Source organism: Enterobacter cloacae complex sp. 2024EL-00227 (assembly GCF_043945315.1).
Taxonomy (GTDB): Bacteria; Pseudomonadota; Gammaproteobacteria; order Enterobacterales; family Enterobacteriaceae; genus Enterobacter; species Enterobacter roggenkampii.
In genome coordinates, this window is record NZ_JBIMQP010000003.1 from 80,930 (window position 1) to 100,451 (window position 19,522).

Here is a 19,522-nt window from a genome sequence, read left to right on the forward strand (position 1 = left end):
CCTATGTCATTAAGTCAGGACATTCTCGCCGAGCTGGCGGAAATCAAACCCGGTTCCCCTCTGGCAGAGGCGCGCGCCACGCGGGACGCCGCCACGCGCCACGCCCAGGGCAGCTACGAAATCTTATTTACTCAGCAGGATAGCGATTTTGCGCTGGACGAGCGCTTTGCCGTCGCGGCAAAAGTTGCGAGGTGGCACAACGCGGAGGCGCTGGCCGCGCACTATGCGGGGTTTGGCCTGGCAGACCCGACCTCAGACCGTCTGACCCCGGCGCTCAATTTCGCGCGCCTGCTGACCTTCTCCCCCGTCGAAGCCACGCCGACATCGTTAAGGGCGCTGACCCAGGCGGGTTGGAGCAAGGAAGGCATCGTGACGCTGGCGCAGCTTATCGCCTTTGTCAGCTTTCAGAGCCGACTGATTGCCGGCCTGCGGCTGCTGAACGACAGGCCTGTCGCCACAAGCGATGCGCCGGTGGCGGCAGGCGTCTGGCACACGAACGCCACCACGGCCACCGGGAAGGCGGCTCCCGTCGCCTTCACCCAGCAGGAGCTGGGCTGGGAGCCGTGGATCGCCGCCAAACCGCTGGCGGATTTTCGTGATGACGAGGTTGCGATCCTGGCGAAGTTTGGCCACACCGATTCCGACTATTTCCGCCTGCTGGGGCGCAACCTGCCGGTGCTTGAACAGCGCACGCTAACGGATAAAGGGATTTTTTATACGCCGGGGGGGTTGCCGCGCGCCGAGCGCGAGCTGGCGGCAACGGTCGCCAGTAAAATCAACGGCTGCATTTACTGCGCATCTGTCCATGCGCGGAAAGCCAGCCAGCTGTCTAAGGATGACGCGGCGGTAGAGGCCCTGCTGGCCGTGCGTCCGGGACAGTCCCTGAGCGAGGGGCAGTCTGCGCGCTGGCAGGCGGAGATTAATTTTGCGGCAGCGCTGTCGGTAACCCCGCCTGCCGCCACGCCGCTGCACCTTGCCGCGCTGGAAAAAGAGGGGCTGGACACCTTAGCCCAGCTTGATCTGGTGCAGTCCGCCGCGTTCTTCGCCTGGGCCAACCGCCTGATGCTGACCCTGGGCGAGCCCTGGCTAGCCTGAATTCCATCAGGCTAGCGCGCGAGCGTTAGCCTGAGCCTGTCTGGCACGCAGGTAACCGTAGATCAGTAATGCACTCATGGCCGAGAACGAGAGTAACGCCGCAGGCAGCGTGACGTAGCGCCAGCTAAAGCCGAGGGTAATCATCATCCCGCCAAAGTACGCCCCGATCGCACTGCCGAGATTAAACGCCATCTGCCCTCCGGCCGCCCCCAGCATCTCGCCGCCCTTCGCATTTTGCAGAAGCAGGATTTGCAGCGGCGCGGAGAGCGCGAACAGCCCGGCGCAGCAGATAAAGCCCATCACCAGCGAGGCCGTTTTCAGTTCACCAAAGGCGAAAAGCAGCAGCAGCGAGGCAACAATCACCATGTCGGTGGTGGCCGCAATGCGCAGCGGACTAAAACGCCCCGAGAGCTTGCCGCTCAGCAGATTGCCCAACACCATGCCAAGGCCCATCAGCATCATGATGATCGTCATCATGCCTTCAGAAAAGCCAGAAAGGTTGACCATAAACGGCTTAACGAAGCTGAACCACGCGAATACACCGGCGTTGCCAAACATGGTGGCGGCAAAAATCAGCCAGGGCTCCGGTTTCTTCAGGAACTGGAACTGCTCGGTCAGTTTAATTTCTGATTTGTCATGAATGTCCGGCACCCAGATCAGCACCGAGAGGATCACCAGCGCATCGAACAGGGCTATCAGGAAAAAGGTATAACGCCAGCTGAACTGATGCCCCAGCCAGGTGCCGAGCGGCACACCCACCAGGTTGGCGACGGTCATTCCGGCGATCATCCCGGCCACCGCGACCGTCACCTTCCCCGGCGGCGCAATTTTAGACAGAATAATCGCCCCGACGCCGAAAATCGCGCCGTGCGGGAAACCGGAAATCAGCCGCCCCAGCGCCAGCCAGAAATATGACGTAGAAAACGTAAACAGGGCGTTGCCAACAGCGCACATCGCCACCAGAAACAGCAGCGTGGTTTTTAACGAGAACTTGCCGGAGAAGAGCGCCACAATCGGGGCGCCAATCACCACGCCGAAGGCATAAAACGAGATCATATTCCCGGCGGAGGGAATCGAAATACCGGTGTCATGCGCCAGCTCGGTTAACACGCCCATGATGCCAAATTCAGCCATGCCCAGGCCAAATGTGCCAAGCGCCAACGAAAATATTGTCTTTTTCATACCTCAACCAAGGGTTAATCACTCGCAGCGGGCATTATTGAATAATCTTGTATGGTGAGCCAGTTCAAATCAGATGGCTGACAGGTTAATCCATTGATTCAGGGTTTTTCTCCAACTGCTACGCGGTGGGATTGGCAAACAAAAAGCCCCGGCAGGCGTCAGGGCTTTAAAGGGTTTAAGGTCTGGCTTTTACGGTGTGCTTTCTGCCGCTGCTTTAGCGCGTGTAATCGCGCCAGCATCGAAAATTGGGTGCTCGTGATTATTCGTTACGTCACGAACGCGGTAAATTTTCCATGCATCATCTTCACGACGAAGAAATACCTCAAGATGGATGCTTCTCCCGTTACCCGCCCCTTCAATGACGTGGACTACTTCACCGTTTAAAAATGGTCTGGCGTTTTCCACTCGTAACGCAGGTATCCATTCACGGGAGTAATCTTGTGTATACGTAAAATAGTCAGACTCTATTAACTCTTGTTCAGAGATTTCCTGAATAGCATTGATACGAGCAATAGTATCAGCAGAAACATATTTACGCAGTTCGTCGGCAGGATAAGGCCTGGCTTCATCGCTGCCGAATACGGAAAGATAGGATTTATAAAATGATTCAGTAGCGTCTTGTGCACTACGTTCTTGATTAGCAGCCGAACTACATCCCACCAGCAACATAACGAATGATAACAATATCCTTTTCATCAATGCATCCTGTAAATTTTAAAGGATGGTTGCATTTTGCGGTATCCAGGCCCCGGATACATACTTTTTTGAACGAAATCAGAAATCCATTGTGTACCGTCATACATAGTCATGTGACCTATGCCATTTCCACCAGGGTATGGCTGTATCACGGCCACATCACCAGCAATTAACGTTGAACCGGGCGGCAGCTCACTGAATCCAGCACGTAATAATTCAACCCCATAATCTTTTGCATAATCTGTGTTCGCTACCTTAACACCGCCAGCCAGAATGGCAAGGCGGGTAAACTTAGCACATTCACTATGAGAGCGTCCCAGAGCGTGTGAACGGAGATACGAAACCGCAGCGTCTTTATTCCAACTCATTCTTAGTTCCTTTAAGTAAATAAGAATGAAATTATCACATTAACCACACATAGAGTGTGGGATTAAATGTGCTGATTTTATTGCATCTGCATAGGGAAACAGGTGCTTAGCACCTTCGTTAATACCTCTGTATCTGCTTAAAAAAGTGTCGAGACATTAATTACCTAAAAACAATACGCATAATATCAGGTGGATTACACTTCATAGTGCGGCCTCGCTTTTTCCACGCCGGACAACCTGAGGATGACAATCATGGGAAGCAAAAAGAAAACCCCTGTCGCTGTTGATGTCGTATCGAATGCACCGCTTAAGACCAAAGAGTATGAAAAAGAGCTCCGCCGCCTGCACGTCGAACTGGTTAAGCTCCAGCAGTGGGTCGTCGCCAAAGGGTTAAAAGTGTGTATTGTTTTTGAAGGACGTGATGGCGCCGGCAAAGGCGGCACCATTAAAGCGATCACCGAGCGCGTCAGCCCGCGCGTGTTTCGCGTTGTTGCGCTCCCTGCTCCGACTGAAAAGGAAAAAAGCCAGCTTTACTTCCAGCGCTATGTGCCCCACCTGCCTTCGGCGGGCGAAATCGTGATCTTCGATCGCAGCTGGTATAACCGCGCGGGCGTTGAGCGGGTGATGGGGTTCTGCACGGAAGAACAGGCAGAGAAATTTTTGGACGGCGCGCCGGTTATGGAAAAAGCGATGGTCGATGCCGGGATTATCCTGCTGAAGTACTGGCTGGAGGTGACGCCGAAAGAGCAGGAGCGACGCCTGCGCGACCGTATTAACGATGGGCGTAAGATCTGGAAGCTGTCGCCGATGGATATTAAGTCTTTTAACCTGTGGGATGAGTATACCCTTGCGCGCGACGCCATGTTTGAAGCCACCGATACCGCCTGGGCGCCGTGGTTTGTGGCGCGTTCAGAGGATAAAAAACGCGTGCGCCTGAATATTATTTCGCATCTGCTTTCGCAGATCCCGTATAAAGAAATTCACGTCGACAAGGTGGATTTACCGAAGCGCAAAATCGGCAAGGTCAAACCCACGAAATACCCGTTCCGGTATGTGGAGGAGCGGTTCTGATTTGAAGAGTAGGCCCGCGCAAGCGCAGCGCCGCCGGGCAAAGCCGACGGCGCAGGTTTTACTTCATCCCTTCCGTACTTTCCTGTTTTGCTTCCAGTCGCTCCACGTCACGGTACCAGCGCGGGTGGTGTTTCTGCGCCCAGCGGCGGCTCACCTTCCCTTCAATCATGCCTTTAATCGATCCTTTCACCCAGAACGCCATATACATATGGATCAGGATGGCGTGAATCAGAATGATGGCCGACGTCGCGTGGATCAGCAGCGCGTAGCGAATCACCTGTATCGGGAAGTAGTGTGCAAAATACGGACGCCAGATCATCACCCCGGTCACCAGCAGCACAAAAATCATGCTCATGATGGTCCAGAACATCATCTTCTGCCCGGCGTTGTATTTCCCCACCTTCGCGACTTTGTGCTCGTTACCCTTCAGGACTTCAACAATCCCTTTCACCCAAGGGATATCCTGCTTGTCCGGAATATTGTGATGGACGAAGCGCACGAACATAAACATCAGCACCACGAAAATCAGCACGCCGAAGAACGGGTGCAGAATGCGCCCCATCTGCGGCGTACCGAAGGTTTCGGTCAGCCACTGCAGCGTCGGGAAGAAGAACGAAATTCCCGATACCGCCACCAGGAAGAAGCAGATAACTACCGTCCAGTGACAGGCGCGATCGACAAATTTGGTGCGCACTATCATTTTCGACTTACTCATGATGCTCCTCCTCGTCGTCATCCGCCTCTTTGTTTGGCCCGATACCGATGTAGTGATAAATCAGCCCGGCAAAGGTAGCGATAAAGCCCGCCGCGGAGAGCGGCTTGAGCGCACCTTTCCACAGGTTGATGGAGGTATCGATCGCAGGATCCTTCGGCAGGTTGTGGTACAGCTCCGGCTGGTCGCTATGGTGCAGCACATACATCACGTGCGTACCGCCCACGCCCTGCGGGTTGTAAACGCCCGCTTTGTCGTAGCCCCGCGCTTTGAGCTTATCGACGCGTTCCTGCGCCACGTCCAGCATCTCTTTTTTGGTGCCAAAGTGAATGGCGCCGGTTGGACAGGTCTTCACGCAGGCAGGCTCCTGCCCGACGCTGACGCGGTCCACGCACAGGGTGCATTTGTATACCCGGTTATCCTCTTTATTGAGGCGCGGGATATTAAACGGGCAGCCCGCGATGCAGTACCCGCAGCCGATGCAGTTGTCCTGCTGGAAATCGACGATCCCGTTGGCGTACTGAATAATTGCCCCGGCAGACGGGCACGCCTTCAGGCAGCCCGGATCTTCACAGTGCATGCAGCCGTCTTTGCGGATCAGCCACTCCAGCCTGCCGTTCTGGTCGGTTTCGCTAAAGCGCATCACCGTCCAGGATTTGGCACTCAGATCCGCCGGATTGTCGTACACCCCAACGCAGTGCCCTACCTCGTCGCGAATATCGTTCCACTCCGAACAGGCCACCTGACAGGCCTTACAGCCCACGCAGGAGGAGACGTCGATAAGCTTGGCGACCTCTGCCTTGTAGTCCCGCGCGCGGGGCGCGGGCGTTATGGGGTTGGTCGCGGAGCGTTTAATAATGTCTTGTGTTTCCATCGCCATTTAATCGCTCCTTACGCTTTCTCGATGTTGACCAGAAACGCTTTATACTCCGGCGTTTGCGAGTTGGAATCGCCGACGTTTGGCGTCAGGGTATTGGCGATGTAGCCTTTCTGCGCCACCCCTTCAAAGCCCCAGTGCAGCGGGATACCGACGGTTTCCACCAGCTGGCCGTGCACGTTCAGCGACTGCAGGCGGCGGGTGACCACCGCCACCGCGCGGATAAAGCCGCGCTTGCTGCTCACCTTCACGCGGTCGCCGTTGGCAATGCCCTTCGCTTTCGCCAGCGTTTCGCTTATCTCCACAAACTGTTCCGGCTGCGCGATGGCGTTAAGCCGCGCGTGCTTGGTCCAGGTATGGAAATGCTCGGTCAGGCGGTAGGTCGTCCCTACGTACGGGAACTTGTCCTTTTTGCCCAGGCGCAGCACGTCCTCTTCGTAGATCCGCACCACCGGGCTGGAGACCACGTTCGGGTGCAGCGGGTTGGTGCCGAGCGGCGTTTCCATCGGCTCGTAGTGTTCCGGGAACGGCCCTTCCGCCAGCTTGTTGAGGGCAAACAGGCGCCCCAGCCCTTCCGGCTGCATGATAAACGGCCCGGTGTTGCTGCCCGGCGCGGCGGTGCTGTAGTCCGGGATGTCGTTCCCCGTCCACTTCGTCCCGTTCCACTGGATCAGCATGCGCTTCGGATCCCACGGCTTGCCGTTCACGTCGGCGGACGCACGGTTGTACAGCACGCGACGGTTCAGCGGCCATGCCCAAGCCCAGCCCAGCGTGTTGCCCAGGCCTGACGGGTCAGCGTTGTCGCGGTTGGCCATCTGGTTACCCTGCTCCGTCCAGCTGCCGGTGTAGATCCAGCAGGATGATGCCGTGGTACCGTCGTCACGCAGCAGCGCGAAGCTGTTCAGCAGCTGGCCTTTCTTCGCCACCAGGTTGCCGTTCGCGTCATACAGATCCGCCAGCGCCACGCCGTTGTTCTCTTTCGCGACCTCTTCGGATTCAGGACGATCCGGCTGCTTGTAGTGCCAGCTCATCTTCAGCAGCGGCTCAGCGCCTTTGCCGCCTTCGGTGCGGTACATTTCGCGCAGGCGGTGGTAAATCCCGGCCAGGATTTCGCCGTCGTTTCGCGCTTCGCCCGGGGCGTCCTGGCCTTTCCAGTGCCACTGCAGCCAGCGGCCGGAGTTGGCAATAGAGCCGTCCTCTTCCGCAAAGCAGGTGGACGGCAGGCGGAATACTTCGGTCTGAATCGAGGCCGGATCGACATCGTTCGATTCCCCGTGGTTCTGCCAGAAGGTGGAGGTCTCGGTCACCAGCGGATCGATAACCACCATGTACTTCAGCTTGCTCAGGCTGCGAACGACTTTGTTTTTGTCCGGGAAGGAGGCCACCGGGTTGAAGCCCTGGCAGATATACCCCGTGACGTCGCCCTTATCCATCATGTTGAAATACTTGATGACGTCATAAGCCTGATCCCACTTCGGCAGCCACTCAAAGCCCCAGTCGTTCTCTTTCTGCGCCGCATCGCCGTAGAAGGATTTCATCAGGCTGACGTAGAACTTCGGATAGTTGCTCCAGTAGTTCACCTGATCCGGCAGCGTCGCTTTTGGCGTATTGGCCTCAAGATATGCTTGCAGATCGGCCTGCTTTTCAGACGGCAGCGTCAGGTAGCCCGGCAGGCTGGTTGAGAGCAGACCGAGATCGGTCAGGCCCTGAATGTTTGAGTGGCCGCGCAGCGCGTTCACGCCGCCGCCTGCCATCCCCATGTTGCCGAGCAGCAGCTGGATCATCGCCATGGTGCGGATGTTCTGCGCGCCCACGGTGTGCTGCGTCCAGCCCAGCGCGTACAGGAACGTGGTGGTTCTGTCGGCGGCGCTGGTGGAAGCCAGCACTTCACACACCTTCAGGAAGTCCGCTTTCGGCGTGCCGCAGATGTTCTCCACGACGTCCGGCGTATAGCGGGAGACGTGCTGCTTCAGCAGGTTCCACACGCAGCGCGGATGCGTGAGCGTTTCATCGCGCATCGCATAGCCGTTTTCATCGAACTGATAGTTCCAGGACGTTTTATCGTATTGACGTTTTTCGGCGTCATAGCCGCTAAACAGCCCGTCTTCGAAGGCAAAATCATCCCGCACCAGCAGGTTCGCGTTGGTGTAGTGCTTAACGTAGTCCGCGTTGATTTTGTTGTTTTCGATCAGGTACAGCAGCACGCCGGACAGGAACGTAATGTCCGTACCGGAGCGGATCGGCGCATAGATATCGGCCACCGATGCCGTACGCGTAAAGCGCGGATCGACGACGATAAGCGTCGCATCGTTGTTGTTTTTCGCTTCCATCGCCCAGCGGAACCCCACCGGATGGGCTTCAGCGGCGTTACCGCCCATCACCACGACGACGTTCGCGTTTTTGATATCAACCCAGTGGTTGGTCATCGCACCGCGACCAAATGTTGGAGCAAGACTTGCTACCGTTGGTCCGTGTCAGACGCGCGCCTGGTTGTCTACCGCCAGCATGCCGAGCGAGCGCACAAATTTTTGCGTCAGCATGCCGGTTTCATTACTGGCCGCCGAGGCGCATAGCATGCCGGTGGAAAGCCAGCGGTTGACCGTCACGCCCTGCGCGTTCTTTTCAATAAAGTTGGCGTCGCGGTCGGCTTTCATCAATTTCGCAATACGGGAGAAGGCCTCATCCCAGGAGATACGCTGCCATTTGTCGGAGCCCGGCGCGCGGTATTCGGGGTAGCGCAGGCGGTTTTCGCTGTGGACGTAGTCCAGCAGCCCCGCCCCTTTCGGGCATAACGCCCCGCGGCTCACCGGATGATCCGGATCCCCTTCAATGTGATAAATCGCTTCTCTGGCGTTCTTCGCGCCATCGCCCAGGCTATACATCAAAAGCCCACAACCCACGGAGCAGTATGTGCAGGTGTTACGGATCTCTTTGGCGCGCAGCAGTTTATAGTTGCGTGCCTGAGCCAGCGCCATTTTGGGAGCAAATCCCAGCATTGCGGCTGTTGTTCCGGCCATACCGCCCGCGCAGATTTTAAAAAATTGTCTGCGGCTGACGTCCATTGCTGTCCTCGTTATCTGAAAAGACTTCGCGCCGCAAACTAACAGCAAAGCCCCTGATTTTTTTGCGTCAAATCAAGGTCATCAGCCTTCCCCCCCTTAATAGTCACCTCCGCAACGTTTCATTACCCCTTTTTGATTAACGGCTTAAGAGAATAATTCACGACAGCGACAGGCGTAATGCGATACATTTTTCCTTTAATTTTTATTGTGATGGCGAGTAATGGACAGAAAGAGAGCAACGCTTATTGGGCTGGCGGCAATACTGTTATGGAGCACCATGGTCGGCCTTATTCGCAGTGTGAGTGAGGGATTGGGGCCTGTTGGCGGTGCAGCGATGATCTACACCCTCAGCGGATTACTGTGTCTGGTGACGGTAGGATTTCCTGATATCCGACGGTTTTCTCCCCGCTATCTTATTGCCGGCAGCGTTTTATTTGTCAGCTACGAAATATGTCTGGCGCTGTCGCTGGGCTATGCCGCAACGCGATCGCAGGCGATTGAAGTGGGCATGGTCAATTACCTTTGGCCGAGCCTGACGATCGTATTTGCGATTTTGTTCAACGGGCAAAAGTCTACCCTGTGGGTGATCCCCGGCTTGCTCATTTCGCTGCTGGGCGTGTGCTGGGTATTGGGCGGCGAAGAAGGATTACACCTTGAGGAAATAACCCGGAATGTCGTTTCCAGCCCTCTGAGCTATGCGCTGGCGTTTGCCGGGGCCTTTATCTGGGCCGCCTATTGCACCGTCACCAGCAAATTTGCGAAAGGGCAAAACGGCATCACCCTGTTTGTTTTGCTGACCGCGCTGAGTCTGTGGGTGAAATATGCCCTGAGCGATCAGCCCGACATGGTGTTCACGCTTCCGGTAGTCGTGAAGCTGGTTATGTGCGGTATCGCGCTTGGGTTTGGTTACGCCGCCTGGAATATTGGCATCCTGCACGGTAACGTCACGGTTCTGGCTGCCGTATCCTATTTTACCCCCGTGCTTTCTGCCGCGCTTGCCGCCGCGGTGCTAAGCTCCCCCCTTTCATTCTCGTTCTGGCAAGGCGCGCTGATGGTTTGCGCCGGGTCGTTGCTCTGCTGGTACGCCACACGAAAATAACGCTGCTCGACTGGCCGGGGGAATTTCAACCCGGCAACATAATTAACATAAATTTAAAATGTGATCAGACATCAGAATATTTATCATGATAATAGAGCGTCTGTTTAAGTTCGGTTTATATTGAACGCCTTCTGTAAAGGCACCTGAAGCGAGCTGACACAAACTGACAACCCAATGAAATTAGTGAGTAATGAATATTAACGCTCAGGATAGCATGGTGTGCAATAATTCAGCTCTGACAGTTTTATGATAATATGCGGAATAGACGCCTAAAAATTAAAACAACCCATTGTTTTTAAAGAAAAGCAGCAATACCACCCTCATTAAACCCTCGGAAATTGCGAAATTTAACGCGATAAACAAAAACCATCAGAAATTATAGTAAAAGCAATAATCCCACTGACTAAATAACTATTAATCGTATAAATTCCGACCACATTGTTTGAATGATCGCCTTCTCAGACGATCGAGATCACACTAATTGAAATTATCTCTAATATTTTGAAACTTATTATTGAAATAAGACTACGAGATTTTTAAGAATAGCATGCCATTGACGAACAGCCTCGTTTAGAAATCGTTCAAAGTGGTTCAGGAAATACCGAAAAAAAATATAAGGAACATTTAAGATGAAACTTAAATTAGTTGCAGTGGCAGTCACTTCCATGCTGGCAGCAGGCGTTGTTAACGCTGCCGAAATTTACAACAAAGACGGTAACAAGCTGGATCTGTACGGTAAAGTGACAGGTCTGCACTATTTCTCTGATGATGCTGGCGCAGATGGCGATAAAACCTACATGCGTATCGGCTTCAAGGGTGAAACCCAGGTTAACGATCAGCTGTCCGGTTACGGCCAGTGGGAATACCAGATTCAGGGCAACAAAGACGAAGGCGACAACCAGTCCTGGACTCGTGTGGCGTTTGCAGGTCTGAAGTTCGCGGAAGCAGGTTCATTCGATTACGGTCGTAACTACGGCGTGATTTACGACGTGACCTCCTGGACTGACGTTCTGCCAGAATTCGGCGGTGACACCTATGGTGCCGACAACTTCCTGCAGTCTCGTGCTAACGGCGTGGCAACCTACCGTAATCAGGACTTCTTTGGTCTGGTTGACGGCCTGAACTTTGCTCTGCAGTATCAAGGTAAAAACGGCAGCGTAAGTGGTGAAAACACCAGCGGTCGCAGCCTGCTGAACCAGAACGGTGACGGCTATGGCGCATCCCTGACTTACGATCTGGGCGAAGGCTTCAGCGTAGGTGGTGCAATGTCCTCCTCCCGTCGTACCGCTGACCAGAATGCGGCTGGCGTATACGGTGAAGGCGACCGCGCAGAAGTATACAGCGGCGGTGTGAAATACGACGCGAACAACATTTACCTCGCGGCACAGTACTCTCAGACCTACAATGCAACCCGTTTCGGTACCTCTAACAACAAGCGTACCGACATTTACGGCTTTGCAAATAAGGCGCAAAACTTCGAAGTTGTGGCCCAGTATCAGTTCGACTTTGGCCTGCGTCCGTCTATCGCTTACCTGCAGTCTAAAGGCAAAGACATCGAAAACTTCGGCGACCAGGATCTGGTGAAATACATCGATGTTGGCACGACCTATTATTTTAACAAAAACATGTCCACCTACGTGGATTACAAAATCAACCTGCTCGATGACAACAAGTTCACTCGCCAGGCAGGCATCGGTACCGACAACATCGTAGCGCTGGGTCTGACCTACCAGTTCTAAATCTTGTCTCTCCAAAAGCCAGCTGAACAGCTGGCTTTTTTATCGCCCTCTTTTACCCGCCAGACGACTCCCCGCCCGCTGCCCGCCGCAGCCAGTTTTGCAGCAGCTTGCCGTCCTCGGTCATCTCTGAATCTGAGCGCACGCAGAGGTAGTAGTCGCGTCCGTCATCAATCGGTAGGTCAAAGATCTTCACCAGCTCGCCGCTCTCAAGATACGGCGCAATCAGCGGCTCCCGCATCAGCGCACACCCCAGACCCGCCTGTACGCCCGCCAGCGTCAGCAGACCGTCCTCAAACATTGGACCGCTGCGGCGAACGGGACGCTTCACCCCCTGCTGTACAAACCACTGCGCCCACGTCGTGCGCTCCTCATCGTGCAGCAGCGGCATCTGCAGCAGTTGCTCAGGCGTGTCGATATGGCCGTGAATGCGCAAAAACGCGCGGCTGCACACCGGCACCATCTGTCCGGAAATCAGCTTTTCACTCTGATAGCCCGCCCACTGGCCGTTGCCAAAACGAATCGACATATCCGATGCGTCGCTCAGATAGTTACGATGGTTGGCATACACCACGTTGATCTCGGTCTGCGGGTTGGCGCGCATAAACGCAGGCAAGCGCGGGATAAACCACCCCATACCAAAAAGCGGGATCAGGCTGATGGTGACCTGACGCGTTTGCGCCTGCTCCGCCAGGTGCTCCGTCGCCTGGCGCAGCACGTTAAACGCCGCACGGATCGAGCGGTAGTATTCACGCCCGTGCTGGCTCAGCACCAGCCTGCGCCCCTGACGCTCCGTCAGCGGCATTTGCAGGTACCCTTCGAGCACCCTGAGCTGATGGCTGACGGCCGACGGAGAAATGTCCAGCTCCTGCGCGGCCAGCGTGACGCTGCCCAGCCGGGCGATGGCCTCAAAGGCACGCACAGCCCGAAGCGGCGGATCGTTTGCAAGGCGACTTTCTGCATACGCAGGCAGGCCAACCAATTGTTCTGTTTTATTCATATGTTGATTTCTTTAGGCTTTTCACCCAAAAATAGGTCTTCATTATATTTATATAAATCATAAAGATAGAACAATATCTATTTATCATAAGAAATAATAGATGCGTATTTTACAATTTTATTCATTTATTGGATGGTAGCCGCAGAACGAGCACTTTGCGGGTACAGACGTTGGATACACTCATACAACAACTGATCAACGGTGTGATGCTGGGAAGCATCTACGCGCTGATCGCGCTGGGCTATACCATGGTGTATGGCATTTTGCGCATTATTAACTTTGCTCACGGCGATATTCTGATGGTCGGCGCGCTCACCACGCTCTCCGCCATTAACGCCCTGAATACCACCTTCCCGCATATGCCGCAGCTGTTGCAGCTCGGCGTTGCCCTGATGATTGCCATGGCCGTCTGCGCCCTGCTGGCGATGGCCGTGGAACGCTTTGCCTACCGTCGACTGCGCAACGCGCCGCGCCTCGCGCCGCTGATCTCGGGTATCGGCGTTTCGGTCCTGCTGCAAACCGTGGCGATGATTATCTGGACGCGCAACCCGCTGATGTTCCCGCAGATCCTGCCGATGGACCCTATCGCCGTCACGTCCGGCAGCGAAGCGCATCCTCCTGCCATCGTCACCGTCACCGGTATCGTCACCGTTGTCCTGGCGCTGGCGGTGATGACCGGGCTCTGGCTACTGGTGGAATATACCCGTCTGGGGCGCGGCATGCGCGCCGTGGCGGAAAACCCGCGCGTGGCCACGCTGATGGGGGTTAACCCAAACGCCATTATTACCCTGACGTTTGCCATTGGCGGCGTATTTGCCGCGCTGGCAGGCGTGATGATGGCCAGCAACTACGGTAACGCCAGCTTCTCGATGGGCTTTTTGCCCGGGATCAAGGCCTTTACCGCCGCCGTGCTGGGGGGCATTGGCAACATTCGGGGCGCCATGATTGGCGGCATCCTGCTCGGCATTATCGAAGCGCTGGGCGCAGGCTACCTGGGTGAACTGACCCACGGCGTATTTGGCAGCAACTATCAGGATGTCTTTGCCTTTATGGTGCTGATCCTGGTGCTGGTCTTCCGTCCGGCTGGCCTGCTGGGCGAGCGCGTGGCGAACAGGGCGTAAGGAATTCCATGACAACACTTCAACTCCAGACCCCGGCGACGACGCGCAAATTCTGGTCAGGCATGAGCCTGTTCTGCTTCGCGCTGCTGATTGCGCCTGTGGTGGCCACGCAGCTAGGCGGCAACTACTGGGTGCGCGTTATCGACTTCGCCCTGCTCTACATCATGCTGGCGCTCGGGCTTAATATTGTGGTCGGCTATACCGGCCTGCTGGACATGGGCTTTATCGCCTTTTACGCGGTCGGCGCCTACCTCGCGGCACTGATGGCCTCCCCGCACCTGCTGGAGGTGTTTCCGATCCTCGGCGTCTGGTTCCCGGACGGGCTGCACACCTCGTATCTGCTCATTATCCCGCTGGCCGCCCTCGTCGCGGCCGTCTGCGGGATGTTACTCGGTGCGCCCACGCTCAAGCTGCGCGGGGACTACCTGGCGATAGTGACCCTTGGCTTTGGCGAAATTATCCGCATCCTGATGCGTAACCTCGACCGTCCGGTGAACATCACCAACGGCGCAAAGGGCATAACCGGAGTGGATACGCTGAACCTGTTCGGCCTGAAGTTTAGCGGCGTATACCACTGGTTTGGTTTCAAAGTACCCGCGCTGTGGCTGTGGTACTACCTGCTGATGCTGGTGATTATCGCGATCGTCTTCGTCTGCCTGCGCCTGCAGCATTCCCGTATCGGCCGCGCCTGGCACGCCATCCGCGAGGATGAAGATGTGGCGCGCGCGATGGGCATCAACGTGCGTAACTATAAGCTGCTCGCCTTTGCGATGGGCGCCTCCTTTGGCGGCGTGGCGGGTGCGCTTTTCGGCGCGTTTCAGGGCTTTGTCTCCCCGGAATCCTTCACGTTACAGGAATCGATTGCCGTACTGGCGATGGTGGTGCTGGGCGGTATGGGGCACATTCCGGGCGTGATCCTGGGCGCGGTACTGCTTACCGCCCTGCCGGAACTGCTGCGCAGCCAGGCAGCGCCGGTGCAGCAGGCGCTGTTCGGTACGGTGCTGATTGACCCTGAAGTGCTGCGCCAGCTGTTTTACGGCCTGGCGCTGATGCTGGTGATGCTGGTGCGCCCGTCCGGCATCTGGCCGGTACGCCACAAGGAGGTGAAGGCATGAGTCTGTTAACCGTACGCAACATGAGAAAACGCTTCGGCGGGCTGACTGCCGTGGATGACGTTTCGATTACCGTGAACAGAGGCGAGATCTACGGGCTGATCGGCCCCAACGGCGCGGGAAAAACCACCTGCTTTAACCTCATCACCGGCCTTTATCCGGCGGACAGCGGCGAATTTTCGATTGCCGATAAGCCCTACTTCCCGAAGCAGATAGAGAAAGTGACCGCCGCCGGGATTGCCCGCACCTTCCAGAACGTGCGCCTCTTCAACGAGATGTCGGTGCTGGAAAACGTGATGGTGGGCCGCCACGTGCGCACCCGTAACGGCCTGTGGGCCGCGCTGAGCCGCCACAAACGCGCCCGCGAGGAAGAGAAGCAGACCCGCGAGCTGGCCTGGCACTGGCTGGACTATACCGGCATTGCGCAGTTCGCCCACTATCGCGCCTGCGACCTGGCCTATGGTCATCAGCGTCGCCTTGAAATCGCCCGCGCGCTGGCAACGGATCCGCTGCTGCTGGCGCTGGATGAACCCGCTGCCGGGATGAACGCGGCGGAAAAAGTGGCGCTCGGCGAGCTGCTCATCCGCATTCGCGATGACGGCAAAACCCTGCTGATGATTGAGCATGACGTCAAGCTGGTGATGGGCATCTGCGACCGCCTGACGGTGCTTGATTACGGCAAAACGCTCGCCAGCGGCACGCCGGAAAGCGTGCGGCGCGACCCGGCAGTGGTCGCCGCCTGGCTTGGAGGTAACGCCCATGTCTGAATTACTGAAGGTGGAACGTCTGGACGTGCATTACGGCGGCATTCAGGCCGTACGCGATGTCTCCTTTACCCTGCGCGAGGGCGAACAGGCTACGCTGATCGGCGCGAACGGCGCGGGGAAAAGCTCCACCGTGCGCGCCATTACCGGGCTGGAAAGCTTTAGCGGCAGCATTGACTTCAGCGGTAAAGCTGTACGTAAACAGAGCCCGGAGACCCTGCTTCGCGACGGGCTGGTGATGGTCCCGGAGGGCCGCGGGATCTTCTCCCGCATGACGGTGCTGGAAAACCTGCAGATGGGCGCCTGGCTCAGGCGTGACACTGTCACCGTCAGGCGCGAGATGAACGAAATTTTCGAGCGCTTCCCGCGTTTGGGCGAACGCCAGCATCAGCTTGCCGGGCTGCTGTCCGGCGGCGAGCAACAGCTGCTGGCCCTTAACCGCGCCCTGCTCAGCCGCCCGCGCCTGCTGATCCTCGACGAGCCGTCAATGGGCCTTGCCCCGAAGATGGTCGAGAACATTTTTGCCGTTATTGCCGGGCTGCGCGAGCGCGGCGTCGCCCTGCTGCTTATCGAACAAAACGCCCGGCTCGCGCTGGAGGTGACCGACAGCGCGTGGGTGATGGACAGCGGCAGCATTGTTCATCATGGCGAATCGAAAGCGCTGCTCAACGACGACCAGATTGCACAGATTTATTTGGGCGAAATGCCCGTTTAACCACACCAGCCAACATCAGGGAAATACAATGAAAACAGTAAAAATCAGTGCGCTCAGCGCCGCTATTCTGCTCGGCAGCTTTGCCTCAACGTCCGCGTGGGCCGCTGACGGTGAAACCGTGGTCATCGGTCTGGCAGGCCCGCTGACCGGCCCGTCTGCCCGTATCGGGAAAGATCTGGAGAACGGCGCGCAGCTGGCTATCGATGACATCAACAAGCAGCACCCGACCATCGGCGGCAAAGCGGTGACCTTCAAACTGCAGTCCGAAGACGATCAGTCCGACCCGCGCACCGCCGTAGCCGTCGCGCAGCGTCTGGTGGATAGCGGCGTGGCAGGCGTGGTCGGTCACTGGAATACCGGCACCAGCATTCCGGCGGCCCGCATTTATCACGATGCGGGTATCGCCCAGGTGGCGCCGGTCGCAACCGGTCATGCCTATACCCAACAGGGTTTTGACACCAGCTTCCGCGTGATGGGCCACGACGATGACGGCGGTCAGCTCGCCGGTCAGTACGCGGTTAACACCCTGAAAGCCAAACGCATTGCGGTGATCGACGACCGTACCGCCTTCGGTCAGGGTCTGGCAGACCAGTTTATTAAATCGCTGGAAGCGCAGGGCGTGAAAATTGTCGATCGTCAGTACGTGGATGACAAAACGGTCGATTTCAGCGCCGTACTGACCGCCATCCGCAGTAAAAACGCCGATCTGATCTTCTTCGGCGGCGTCGACAGCCAGGCCGCACCGCTGGCGCGCCGCATCAAACAGCTGGGCATGAACGCCACGCTGATGGGCGCAGGCGGATTCGTCAGCCAGACGTTCCTCAAGCTGGCGCAGAAAGAAGGCGAAGGCGTTGTGGCGCTGGAGCCGGGTCTGCCCGTTGACCAGATGCCGGGTGGTAAAGCGTTCGAGCAGGCGTACCAGTCCCGCTACCACACCCATATCGAACTGCACGCCCCGTTCGCCTATGACGCCACCCGCGTGCTGGTGGCGGCGATGGAAAAAGCAGACTCCGTTGAGCCGTCCGACTATCTGCCCGCCCTGCGCGCCATCAGCTATTCCGGCGTTACCGGACAGATCGCGTTTGATAAAGAGGGCAACCTGAAATCGCCGTCGTTCACGGTCTATAAGGTTGTCGACGGCAAATGGCAGCCGCAGACCGTGCTGGGCGGCGCAAAAGCGAAGTAACGCAGCGAGGCAATGTGATGAGTGATAATAACGAGCTGGGCATTCTCGCCCGCCGCAAAATTGAAGCCGAAATTATTAAGCCAATTTATGAAATCCTGGTGCGCGAGATAGGGAAAGCCCGCGCCCAGGCGGTGATTGGTGAGGCCATTGAGCAGGCCGCGATTGATGCTGGCAAAGGGTTTGCCAGCAAAGAACCCAACGGCGCGAACATCAAGAGCTTTATCGCCCTGCAGTATCTGTGGGAGAAAGATAATGCCCTGGAGGTGAAGGTGATTGACGCCGACGACCAGCAGTACAACTACAACGTGACCCGCTGTCGCTACGCGGAGATGTACCACGAGATGGGGCTGGGCGAAATTGGTCACCTGCTCTCCTGCGCGCGCGATGAAAAATTCATCGTGGGCTATGCGCCCGACGTAGAGCTAACCCGCACCACGACCATTATGCAGGGCGGCGCGTGCTGTGATTTCCGCTACCGCTGCAGTAAGGACAAGCCATGATCCGCGTCAACGCCGAACGGCTGTGGTCAACGCTTGAGATGATGGCGCAGATCGGCGGCACGCCCGCCGGTGGCGTCACCCGTCTGGCACTGAGCGAGGAAGATCGCGTTGCGCGTCATCTGCTTCGCGACTGGGCGCTGGACGCCGGTTTTACCTGTGACGTCGACAGCATGGGCAATATGTTTATCCGTCGTGCGGGGAAAAATCCGCAGCTTGCCCCGGTCTTGACCGGTTCGCACGTGGATACGCAGCCGCTGGGGGGGAACTACGACGGGGTTTACGGCGTGCTGGCCGGGCTAGAGCTGCTGCGAACGCTCAACGACCATCACATTGAGACGGAACGTGACGTTGTGCTGGTCAACTGGACCAACGAAGAAGGCGCGCGCTTCGCGCCAGCCATGCTCTCTTCAGGGGTCTGGACGGGGCAATTTAGCGAAGCGTACGCCCATGCCCGCGCGGATAGCAACGGTATCACCGTGGGTGAAGCCCTGGAAAGCATCGGCTACCGGGGTGAAGCCCCTGCCCGCGCGTTTCCGGTTCACGCCTGCTACGAGCTGCACATCGAGCAGGGCCCGATTCTGGAGGACGAAGGTCTGGATATCGGGCTCGTCCGCGCGGCAATGGGCCAGCGCTGGTTTACCCTGACGCTGGACGGGTTTGCCGCCCACGCGGGCACCACGCCGATGCACAGCCGACGCGACGCGCTGACCGCCTTCGCGGAGCTGGCGCTGAAGGTGGAGGAGATTGGCTATCGGCATGCGCCGGACGGACGGGCGACGATCGGTATGGCGCAGGTTACGCCAAACTCGCGCAACGTCGTGCCGTCTCGGGTGGTCTGCAGCGTGGAGTTTCGCCATCCGGCGCTGACGGCGCTGGATGCCATGGAGGCGGCGCTGCATAAGGTGGCTGAAAGCCTGAGCCTGCGCGGGGTGGCGGCTGTCGTTGAGCGCATCTTTGACTACGCGCCCATCGCGTTTGATGCCGAATGTCTGGCCCGCACGGAGAAGGCCGTGGCGGAACTGGGCTACTCGGCGAAACCGATGGTCTCCGGCGCGGGACACGACACCTGCTATGTGAGCAAAATTGCCCCTGCCAGCATGATTTTTATCCCCTGCGTGAAGGGCATCAGCCATAACGAAGCGGAAAGGATCCTGCCGGAGTGGTCGGAAAAAGGGGCGAACGTGCTGTTGTACAGCGTGTTGGCCGCGGCCCAGGAAAAATAAACC

Annotated in this window: 18 protein-coding genes; 11 read left to right on the top strand and 7 right to left on the bottom strand. The window is 57.1% G+C overall.

Annotation, left to right across the window (positions count from 1 at the left end; translation table 11 throughout):
- Positions 1-3: 3 nt before the first annotated feature.
- Positions 4-1,095 carry an alkylhydroperoxidase domain protein gene (locus ACHH0Z_RS06105; protein WP_045410280.1) on the top strand — a complete coding sequence of 364 codons (1,092 nt, stop codon included), beginning with the start codon at positions 4-6 and terminating at the stop codon, positions 1,093-1,095.
- A 6-nt stretch (positions 1,096-1,101) separates the two neighbouring features.
- On the opposite strand, the gene araJ is transcribed toward ACHH0Z_RS06105, so the two are convergent.
- The 3 genes from araJ to ACHH0Z_RS06120 form a co-directional block, all read right to left on the bottom strand.
- Complete coding sequence (gene araJ, locus ACHH0Z_RS06110; RefSeq protein ID WP_045410281.1) at positions 1,102-2,277, bottom strand: MFS transporter AraJ; 1,176 nt, start codon at positions 2,275-2,277, stop codon at positions 1,102-1,104.
- 189 nt (positions 2,278-2,466) lie between these two features.
- Positions 2,467-2,973: a YbjP/YqhG family protein gene (locus ACHH0Z_RS06115; RefSeq protein WP_045410283.1), complete on the bottom strand. Its 507-nt coding sequence runs from the start codon at positions 2,971-2,973 to the stop codon at positions 2,467-2,469.
- Positions 2,973-3,341: a hypothetical protein gene (locus tag ACHH0Z_RS06120; protein WP_021240196.1), complete on the bottom strand. Its 369-nt coding sequence runs from the start codon at positions 3,339-3,341 to the stop codon at positions 2,973-2,975. Before ACHH0Z_RS06120 ends, ACHH0Z_RS06115 begins: the two co-directional genes overlap by 1 nt.
- A 252-nt stretch (positions 3,342-3,593) precedes the next feature.
- Here ACHH0Z_RS06120 and ppk2 point away from each other — a divergent pair, with 252 nt between their 5' ends.
- Complete coding sequence (gene ppk2, locus ACHH0Z_RS06125; RefSeq protein WP_008501727.1) at positions 3,594-4,412, top strand: polyphosphate kinase 2; 819 nt, start codon at positions 3,594-3,596, stop codon at positions 4,410-4,412.
- Between the two features lie 58 nt (positions 4,413-4,470).
- Here ppk2 and fdnI read toward each other — a convergent pair whose 3' ends face one another.
- Genes fdnI through fdnG form a run of 3 tightly spaced genes read right to left on the bottom strand, consistent with a single transcriptional unit; the run spans position 4,471 to position 9,063 of the window.
- On the bottom strand, positions 4,471-5,127 hold the full coding sequence (gene fdnI / locus ACHH0Z_RS06130) for a formate dehydrogenase-N subunit gamma (RefSeq protein ID WP_008501728.1): 657 nt from the start codon (positions 5,125-5,127) through the stop codon (positions 4,471-4,473).
- Entirely contained in the window at positions 5,120-6,004 is an 885-nt protein-coding gene (gene fdxH, locus ACHH0Z_RS06135) for a formate dehydrogenase subunit beta (protein WP_045410286.1), read from the bottom strand. Before fdxH ends, fdnI begins: the two co-directional genes overlap by 8 nt.
- An 11-nt stretch (positions 6,005-6,015) precedes the next feature.
- On the bottom strand, positions 6,016-9,063 hold the full coding sequence (gene fdnG, locus ACHH0Z_RS06140) for a formate dehydrogenase-N subunit alpha (RefSeq protein ID WP_120256991.1): 3,048 nt from the start codon (positions 9,061-9,063) through the stop codon (positions 6,016-6,018).
- Positions 9,064-9,283: 220 nt separating this feature from the next.
- Between fdnG and yddG the strand changes: the two genes are divergently transcribed.
- Positions 9,284-10,162, top strand: a complete 879-nt coding sequence (gene yddG / locus ACHH0Z_RS06145; protein WP_023292335.1) for an aromatic amino acid DMT transporter YddG — start codon at positions 9,284-9,286, stop codon at positions 10,160-10,162.
- A gap of 629 nt (positions 10,163-10,791) precedes the next feature.
- The gene (locus ACHH0Z_RS06150) at positions 10,792-11,901 is read left to right on the top strand and encodes a porin OmpC (RefSeq protein WP_008501733.1); all 1,110 of its coding nucleotides are present in this window, start codon (positions 10,792-10,794) and stop codon (positions 11,899-11,901) included.
- Between the two features lie 52 nt (positions 11,902-11,953).
- Here ACHH0Z_RS06150 and ACHH0Z_RS06155 read toward each other — a convergent pair whose 3' ends face one another.
- Entirely contained in the window at positions 11,954-12,898 is a 945-nt protein-coding gene (locus ACHH0Z_RS06155; protein ID WP_008501734.1) for a LysR substrate-binding domain-containing protein, read from the bottom strand.
- 170 nt (positions 12,899-13,068) lie between these two features.
- Between ACHH0Z_RS06155 and ACHH0Z_RS06160 the strand changes: the two genes are divergently transcribed.
- Genes ACHH0Z_RS06160 through ACHH0Z_RS06190 form a run of 7 tightly spaced genes read left to right on the top strand, consistent with a single transcriptional unit; the run spans position 13,069 to position 19,519 of the window.
- Positions 13,069-14,019 carry a branched-chain amino acid ABC transporter permease gene (locus ACHH0Z_RS06160; protein ID WP_025910974.1) on the top strand — a complete coding sequence of 317 codons (951 nt, stop codon included), beginning with the start codon at positions 13,069-13,071 and terminating at the stop codon, positions 14,017-14,019.
- A gap of 8 nt (positions 14,020-14,027) precedes the next feature.
- Complete coding sequence (locus ACHH0Z_RS06165; RefSeq protein ID WP_045410290.1) at positions 14,028-15,134, top strand: branched-chain amino acid ABC transporter permease; 1,107 nt, start codon at positions 14,028-14,030, stop codon at positions 15,132-15,134.
- Entirely contained in the window at positions 15,131-15,898 is a 768-nt protein-coding gene (locus ACHH0Z_RS06170; RefSeq protein WP_045410292.1) for an ABC transporter ATP-binding protein, read from the top strand. The genes ACHH0Z_RS06165 and ACHH0Z_RS06170 overlap by 4 nt, the downstream gene beginning before the upstream one ends.
- Positions 15,891-16,610 carry an ABC transporter ATP-binding protein gene (locus tag ACHH0Z_RS06175; protein WP_025910970.1) on the top strand — a complete coding sequence of 240 codons (720 nt, stop codon included), beginning with the start codon at positions 15,891-15,893 and terminating at the stop codon, positions 16,608-16,610. The genes ACHH0Z_RS06170 and ACHH0Z_RS06175 overlap by 8 nt, the downstream gene beginning before the upstream one ends.
- A gap of 28 nt (positions 16,611-16,638) precedes the next feature.
- A complete protein-coding gene (locus ACHH0Z_RS06180; protein WP_023344215.1) occupies positions 16,639-17,796 on the top strand; it encodes a branched-chain amino acid ABC transporter substrate-binding protein in 1,158 nt (385 codons plus the stop codon).
- A gap of 17 nt (positions 17,797-17,813) precedes the next feature.
- A complete protein-coding gene (locus ACHH0Z_RS06185; protein ID WP_045352491.1) occupies positions 17,814-18,296 on the top strand; it encodes an L-2-amino-thiazoline-4-carboxylic acid hydrolase in 483 nt (160 codons plus the stop codon).
- Positions 18,293-19,519: a Zn-dependent hydrolase gene (locus tag ACHH0Z_RS06190; RefSeq protein WP_045410294.1), complete on the top strand. Its 1,227-nt coding sequence runs from the start codon at positions 18,293-18,295 to the stop codon at positions 19,517-19,519. The genes ACHH0Z_RS06185 and ACHH0Z_RS06190 overlap by 4 nt, the downstream gene beginning before the upstream one ends.
- Positions 19,520-19,522: the final 3 nt, after the last annotated feature.